Annotated in this window: 6 protein-coding genes; 2 read left to right on the top strand and 4 right to left on the bottom strand. The window is 64.6% G+C overall.

Features of this window, described 5'->3' with window-relative positions; translation table 11 throughout:
- Window position 1 precedes the first annotated feature (1 nt).
- From ACLQI9_RS16150 to ACLQI9_RS16135, 4 genes are all read right to left on the bottom strand, one after another.
- Window positions 2-448 (bottom strand): RpiB/LacA/LacB family sugar-phosphate isomerase, encoded by a 447-nt coding sequence (locus tag ACLQI9_RS16150; RefSeq protein WP_442377530.1) that lies wholly within the window; start codon window positions 446-448, stop codon window positions 2-4.
- A gap of 68 nt (window positions 449-516) precedes the next feature.
- Window positions 517-1,734 (bottom strand): GNAT family N-acetyltransferase, encoded by a 1,218-nt coding sequence (locus ACLQI9_RS16145; RefSeq protein WP_442391917.1) that lies wholly within the window; start codon window positions 1,732-1,734, stop codon window positions 517-519.
- 42 nt (window positions 1,735-1,776) lie between these two features.
- Window positions 1,777-3,006: an acyl-CoA dehydrogenase family protein gene (locus ACLQI9_RS16140; RefSeq protein ID WP_442391916.1), complete on the bottom strand. Its 1,230-nt coding sequence runs from the start codon at window positions 3,004-3,006 to the stop codon at window positions 1,777-1,779.
- A complete protein-coding gene (locus ACLQI9_RS16135; RefSeq protein WP_442377524.1) occupies window positions 3,006-4,313 on the bottom strand; it encodes an NtaA/DmoA family FMN-dependent monooxygenase in 1,308 nt (435 codons plus the stop codon). The genes ACLQI9_RS16140 and ACLQI9_RS16135 overlap by 1 nt, the downstream gene beginning before the upstream one ends.
- A gap of 100 nt (window positions 4,314-4,413) precedes the next feature.
- On the opposite strand from ACLQI9_RS16135, the gene ACLQI9_RS16130 reads away from it, so the two are divergent.
- Window positions 4,414-5,511, top strand: coding sequence for an LLM class flavin-dependent oxidoreductase (locus ACLQI9_RS16130; RefSeq protein ID WP_442377523.1), 1,098 nt, complete (start codon window positions 4,414-4,416; stop codon window positions 5,509-5,511).
- 302 nt (window positions 5,512-5,813) lie between these two features.
- Window positions 5,814-7,019, top strand: coding sequence for an LLM class flavin-dependent oxidoreductase (locus ACLQI9_RS16125; protein WP_442377521.1), 1,206 nt, complete (start codon window positions 5,814-5,816; stop codon window positions 7,017-7,019).
- Window positions 7,020-7,038: the final 19 nt, after the last annotated feature.

Here is a 7,038-nt window from a genome sequence, read left to right as displayed (position 1 = left end):
CCTAGTGTCGGTTGCGACCCTCGACCGCGGCGAGGTCGGCGACACCAGCGTCGCCCCGGCCGTCCGGTTCGGTATCGAACCATGTGGCTAGGACTTCTTTGGCAAGGTCGTCGGCAAGCGTGCGGTTCGAAAGGCATAAGACATTGGCGTGGTTCCACACTCGCGCTCCCGCCGCCTGCCCGGGATCGGAGCATAGGGCGGCACGGATGCCGGAAACCTTGTTCGCCGCGATGCTGATGCCGGTTCCGGTCCAGCAGAAGAACACGCCTTGATCGCAATCGCCGTTCGCGACGGCTTGGGCGGCGCTTTCCGCTGCCAGCGCCCACGCCGTCTCCGCCCCGGTCGCGACGGACCCGAAAGGCACGACTTCGTGCCCGTGTTCCTCGAGCCAGACGTGCACGGTGGCATGCACCGGATAGGGCTCGTCGGAGCAGAGAGCGATCCGCACCGGACCAGTCTAGGTCGCGGCCTTGCCGCGGGTGTGGTGCTCCTGCCGACGCTGGCCGCTAGAAGCCGCTAGAAGAAGAACCCTGCATATGGCGCGTCACGCACCGCGAAGAGCCGATCGACGACGTCAAGCGCTGCCGGATCGTCCACGCGGACCAACCCGCCGGAGGCCAGACTGCGCCAGGTCGCACCGCCCAAAAGAACCGCGGCCAGGCCCGCAACACCGACGTGGAGTTGCGGGCGTCGGTCCGTCGGCTCGGCACTGCCGGCCGCAATGCTGAAAGTGGCTGAATTCTGCTGCAAGAGGGCATCATCGACGCCTATGGTGACGGCGCCGTCGCCCCCATATCGGCGTGCCGATAGTGCCTGCTGCGCGTCGACGATGCGCAGCCACGTTTCGTCATGCACTGCCGTAATCCGCGCGGCCCGTCGATCAGCAAGCAGCCACGGCAGTGGATCGTCGACCGGCAGCATCCAGAACATCACGCGGTCAATAAGATCCAGTCCGAGCAGAAAACGCAGCAGCCCGAGATAGGCCTCCATCGTGGGTGCAAAGAAGTCCTCGACGACGATGGTGCGCTGATCGCTGACGAACCAAGTCTCGGTGTCGATGGGACGATAACGGGCGAAGCCAGATTGAGATCCCGGCTCACCGTGTACCGCGACATACGAAGCCCCCGAGACGGATTCGGTGCGCAGCCGCAAGCCCTGCCACCACACCTCGGGGCGGTCGATGGTTCCCGGCCGGGATGAGCGATTCTCGGCATAGATCCGCGGTAGGACCTCCCACACTTCGGCCGCGTCGATCAAGCGCACCGGACCACCGGTGCCGACGTCGGGACGCAGCGCGGCGCGCGCCGTGTGCACCTCGACGCTTTGCGATGAACTGGCTACGCCGTACCCGTACCGCTCATAGATCGTTGCCTCCGAAGCCCGCAGCGTCGCGACCACCTCACCCCGTGCGGCGATGTCGTGCAACTGGTGGCGGATCAGTTCGGTAGCGATACCTTGTCGGGTGAACGACGGCAGCACCCCGATATGTGTCACGGCGGCGTGGCCCACGACCGCTCCACCCGGAAGGGCCAGTCCGCTTGTGACCGCGTCAGCGGTGCCAACGAGTCGTCCTTCGACGAATGCTCCTATGGTGCGACCGGGTTCGAGTAGCTTGGTGATCTGGCCGGGTGCCACGTTCGACAGCGGCGGGAAACCGACCATCGCGGTGCGAAAAAGGTTCGCCGCAGCGATGAGGTCTTCCTCACTGTCGAGCACGCGGATCTCGGTGGTCATTCGACCATCATGTCTTGGGTCGGCACCGGCAGTCCCGGCGCCTCAGTTCCCCTGACCGCCGCGTCCGAATTTCGCGATATTGGGCACTGGGTCCTTCCCGTTGATCAGCCAGTCACCGAGAATCCGTGCTTTGTAGACCCGCGGATTGTGGGATGCCAGGGTGCGGGCGTTTCGCCAATGGCGGTCCAGTAATAGCTCTTCGGAAACTCCGGACGCGCCCAGCGCGTCGAAGACGCCGGTGGTGGCCCGCAGGGCAGCAGCGATGATCACTAACTGCGCCTGGGTGACTGCGACGTCGGCATCGATCAGGTGTTGCCTGCTGCCGCCCCAGTCTGGTCGGGCAGCGACGATGTGGTCAAGGCTGCGGGCAGCTTTCTCGAGAGCGGCCTGCGCGGCGAATACGTCCGCTGACACCTCGCCGATGACTTGCAGTAGCTGGGCGTCTTCCGACGGTGTTTCTGCCAGTCCCTGGGGATAGTTGCGCCCTCGTCGCTTCAGCGCAGCCATGCCGTCCCGGCTAGCCGCACGGGTGATTCCGGTCAGCACCGCGAGCATGGCGATCTGGTAGAAGTGCGGCTGGTAGCTGAACCGCTCGGCCGCCGGGAACACGTCGCCGCGTTCGGCCCGCACCCGGTCATAGCGGACTGATCCGCTTGCCGTGGTGCGTTGCCCAAATCCCTTCCAGTCATCGACGATTGTCAGGCCCGGGCTGTCCGCGCGCACCAGCGCCGTCCACAGTTCACCGTCGTCGCCGCGACCGATCACGTCGAGCCAATCGGCGTAAAGGCTTCCGGTGGCATAGAACTTCGCCCCGGACACCGCCCAGTGGTCATCTTCGGCGGAAACTGTGGTGGCAAGGTTGGCCAACGTGCCATTGTTGGCCTCCGTCCAGCCGCCGCCGACATATGCTCCCGCCAGAAATCGCTTGATCCACCGGTCATTGGTGTGCGACACCGCGGCGTTGAGCCGGTCTTCCACGAACGCCAGATGGTTGCGCCAGACATGGGACACATTGGCGTCGGCTTCGCCGAGATCGGCGAGCAGCGCGAAGGTCTGCTCCAGCGACGCACCCAGCCCGCCGTACTCTACGGGAATCCGCACCACGCCCAGCCCTGCGTCGTTGAGCAAACGGACCTGCTCGTGCGGAAATACGCGGGACCGCTCCCGCTCGACGTTGCCCTCGGCAATTCGCTCGAACAGCGGACGGAACCGCGTTCGTAACTCGTCGATACCTGCTGTCGGCTCTCTCAGATACGTTGTTCGGGAAGTCATTACGCCTCGTATCGATTGGCCGGCGTGTTCAAGCCCAAGTGGCTGCGCAGTGTCGTTCCGGCGTACTCGTGGCGGAAAAGGCCGCGCTTACGGAGCAGCGGCACCACCTGTTCGACGAAATCTTCGAGTTGCTGCGGCAGCCCCGACTCGCCGAGGACGAACCCGTCGGACGCGTGGGAGGCGAACCATTCTTCGATTTCGTCAGCGATCTGCTCTGGAGTTCCGGTTATGCTGGCGCCCCAGCCGTTTACAGTGCGGTACAGGAACTCTCGCACGGTCGGGTTGCCATCGGTTGCGAGCGCTCGGTATCCGGCCAGAGCGGTCTGGTGGGTCTGAGTACTGTCGGGGAACGCCGACGCGGGCACCGGGCCGTCGAGATCGACGCCGGTGACGTCGACGTCGACTTCCAGCAGCCAGCCAGCCTGGTATTCGGGGCTGAAGTACTCATAGGCGCTGCGTTCGTTGCGCTGTACTTCTTCTTCGGTCGATCCGACAATGAACCGCAGCGACGGGGTGATCAGCGGAGGGGTGCCCCGCCCTTCACGGCGGGCCTCGTCGTGGATCTGCCGGTAGAACTTTCGTGCCCGGTCAGGGGTGCCCTGACCGGTGAAGATCACCTCGGCGTGGCGCGCGGCGAACCGCCGACCGGTCGGCGAGGATCCGGCTTGAAATAGCACTGGCCGACCTTGCGGCGAGCGGGCCGAACCGATAGGTCCGCGCACGTCAAAGTATTGACCGTGGTGATCGGCCACCTGAATCTTGCTGACGTCATTGAAGATTCCGGCTGCCCGATCCTCGATGATCGTGTCCTCGGCCCAGCCGTCCCATAGCTTCTGAACGACGTCGAGGGCTTCTTCGGCGATCAGATAGCGCTCGTCATGATCGACGACGCCGCGGGCGCTGAAATTGTCGGCTGCCGCGTGGGCGAAGCTGGTGACCAAATTCCAGCCTGCCCGACCGCCGCTGAGGTGATCCAGCGAGAGCAGCTGGCGGGCCAACTGAAATGGTGGGACCAGGGTTGCCGAGCCGGTGACCACTAGCCCGATCGCATCGGTAACCGACGACAGCGCCGCCGTTGTGGTGAGTGGTTCGAAATCTTCGGTGGTCTTGTAGGCCCACGTCGCCGGTGGCCCATAGTTCAATCCGTCAGCGAAGAACACCGCGTCGAAGCCGCCGGCTTCCGCAGTCTGGACTTTGGCCACCAGTCGTCGCAGCACGCCGGAGGGGCTGTTGTCGACCTCGGGGTGACGCCACGATCCGGCCGATCGGGCGTTCCCGAAGGCCAATAAGTGCAGTTCGCGCGGCACGCCCGAGAAAGATAATCAAACCCGTCCCGTGGCGCACGAGTTTAATGCGCTCAGAATGCAACTTGTTCTCTATTCGTCGGGAACCTAGCGTCGACGACAGATGTCTCCTCGATTTTTCTGGTTCTTGCCCACCACCGGTGACAGCCGCTCGATCGTCGGCGGGTCGCACGCATCATCGAACCGCCCGATTCCGAACGGATATCGCGCACCCAGCCGCCAATACCTGGCGGAAGTCGCGCGCGCCGCCGACCGGCTGGGCTTTGCAGGCGTACTTACGCCGACGGGGACGTGGTGCGAAGACGCGTGGCTGACCTCGGCCGCGTTGCTGGCAGAGACTGCGAAGCTCAAGTTCTTGGTCGCATTCCGTCCCGGCCTAGTGCCACCCACGTTGGCCGCGCAGCAGACCGCGACGCTGCAACGCTTCTCTGAAGGCAGAGTGTTGCTCAACGTCGTCAGTGGCGGCGACGACGCCGAGCAACGCCGGTTCGGTGACTGGCTCGGCCACGACGAGCGCTACGCTCGCACCGCCGAATTCCTGCGGATCGTGCAGTCCATATGGACGCAGGACTCTGTCGATTTCACCGGCAAGTACTACACCGTTGCCGATGCCCGAGTCCCGGCGCCGCCGAATCCGTTGCCGGAGATTTACTTTGGCGGTTCATCGGCCGCCGCGCTGCCGATCGCGGCTGAGTTCGCCGACGTCTACCTCACCTGGGGTGAGCCGCCGCAGGCCGCAGCCGCGAAGATCGAACGGGTGAGGGACCAAGCTGCCGCCCTCGGCCGCAAAGTCCGGTTCGGCATTCGGCTGCACACCATCAGTCGTGAGACGTCGGCTGCGGCTTGGGCTGTCGCCAACGAGATGCTCGCCGGGCTCACCGATGACCAGATCGCCAAAGCTACGGCGCTGCACGCTAGTTCGGAATCCGAGGGCCAACGGAGGATGACCGCGCTGCACGGGGGCCGAGTCGACAAGCTGGAGATCTACCCGAATCTGTGGGCCGGAGTGGGCCTGGTCCGCGGGGGTGCGGGCACAGCGTTGGTAGGGAGTCACCAGGAAGTAGCCGACCTGATTACCGAGTACCACTTGCTGGGTTTCGACGAGTTCATCCTGTCGGGTTACCCGCACTTGGAAGAGGCGTACTGGTTCGCCGAAGGCGTGCTGCCACTGCTGACCAACACGGGTTTGCAATCGCGATGATTTCAAAGACGCTGCTGCGTATCGCGCCGTACGAACGCCCAGCCGGTGATCGTGAGCCTTCGGCGCGGTCTGCTCTACCTCGCTAAACTCGGAAATCGCACGACTTGAGCGGTAGCGCAGGAGACAACACGCAGTCGACAATGTCTCCGTACCACGGTGGGTGTTGTCGGCCGCCCGACATTTCACGCGTGCGCGGCGGCCGACCTGGAATCGACTAGCGATTCCCGTCGTTAGAGATCGCTGTCGGCGTCTGTCGTTGCCGCTCCGGTCCGATGGTCGTCCTTGCTAGGAAGGCAGGTCTGATGCCTGATTTATCGACTCGCTTGCACCTTGCTGTGGCGTTGGACGGTGCCGGGTGGCATCCGGCCGCGTGGCGTGAATCCGACGCGCGGCCGTCAGAGTTGTTCAACGCACACTACTGGTCTGGTCTGGTCGGTGAAGCTCAGGCCGCATCGCTGGACTTCGTGACGATCGAGGACTCGTTGGGTGTGCAGTCCGACGATCACCTCGAACCCGACCACCGGACCGATCGGGTTCGCGGCCGGTTGGACGCGGTGCTCATCGCCGCCCGGATCGCGCCGCGCACTCGGGGAATCGGATTAGTGCCGACAGCGATCGTCACCCATACCGAGCCGTTTCATGTGTCGAAGTCAATCGCCACGCTTGACTATGTCAGCGCAGGACGAGCCGGTGTCCGGGTTCAGATCTCGGCACGCCACGACGTAGCAGCCCATTTCGGGCGCCGCACGCTGCCCCACCTGTCAGTCGAGGCCATCGATGACCCGGCCGCCCAGCAGCAGATCGCCGAGTACTTCGCCGAGACCGCTGACTACATCGAGGTGCTCCGTCGCTTGTGGGACAGCTGGGAAGACGATGCCGAGATCCGTGATGTTGCCAGCGGACGGTTCGTCGACCGGGACAAGCTGCACTACATCGACTTCGAGGGGCGTTGGTTCGCCGTAAAAGGGCCCTCGATTACTCCCCGTCCGCCGCAGGGCCAGCCGATCGTCGCCGCGCTGGGCCACGGCGGTGCGTCCTATCAGCTGATCGCGAGCAGTGCCGACGTTGGATTCGTTACCCCCCACGACGCCGCTCAGGCTGCGGAGATTGCCGGCGAGATCGCGTCGCTGCAATGGGCGGCCGGCCGACGCCGCGATACGGTGCACGTCTTCGGTGATCTGCTAGTGTTCCTCGACCGCACTCCGCAAGGGGCGCGCGCGCGTCGAGATCGGCTCGATGATCTCACCGGTGCCGAATACCGAAGCGATGCTGAGGTTTTCGTCGGAACTCCTGCGGAACTTGCCGATGTGCTGCACGAGTGGCATGCGGCCGGGTTATCCGGGTTCCGGCTCCGACCCGCCGCACTACCACATGACCTCGTTCAAATCACCGAGGGTCTGGTGCCCGAGTTGCGCCGCCGAGGGCTGTTCCGCAACGGCTACGAGGCTGACACACTACGCGGGTTGCTCGGACTGGCCCGTCCCGCCAACCGCTACGCGATCGCCTGACACGCCCGAAACCGAGGAT

The sequence above is a fragment of the Mycobacterium sp. genome, from assembly GCF_052143115.1.
Lineage (GTDB): Bacteria > Actinomycetota > Actinomycetes > Mycobacteriales > Mycobacteriaceae > Mycobacterium.
This window is presented reverse-complemented; position numbering and strand designations above follow the sequence as displayed.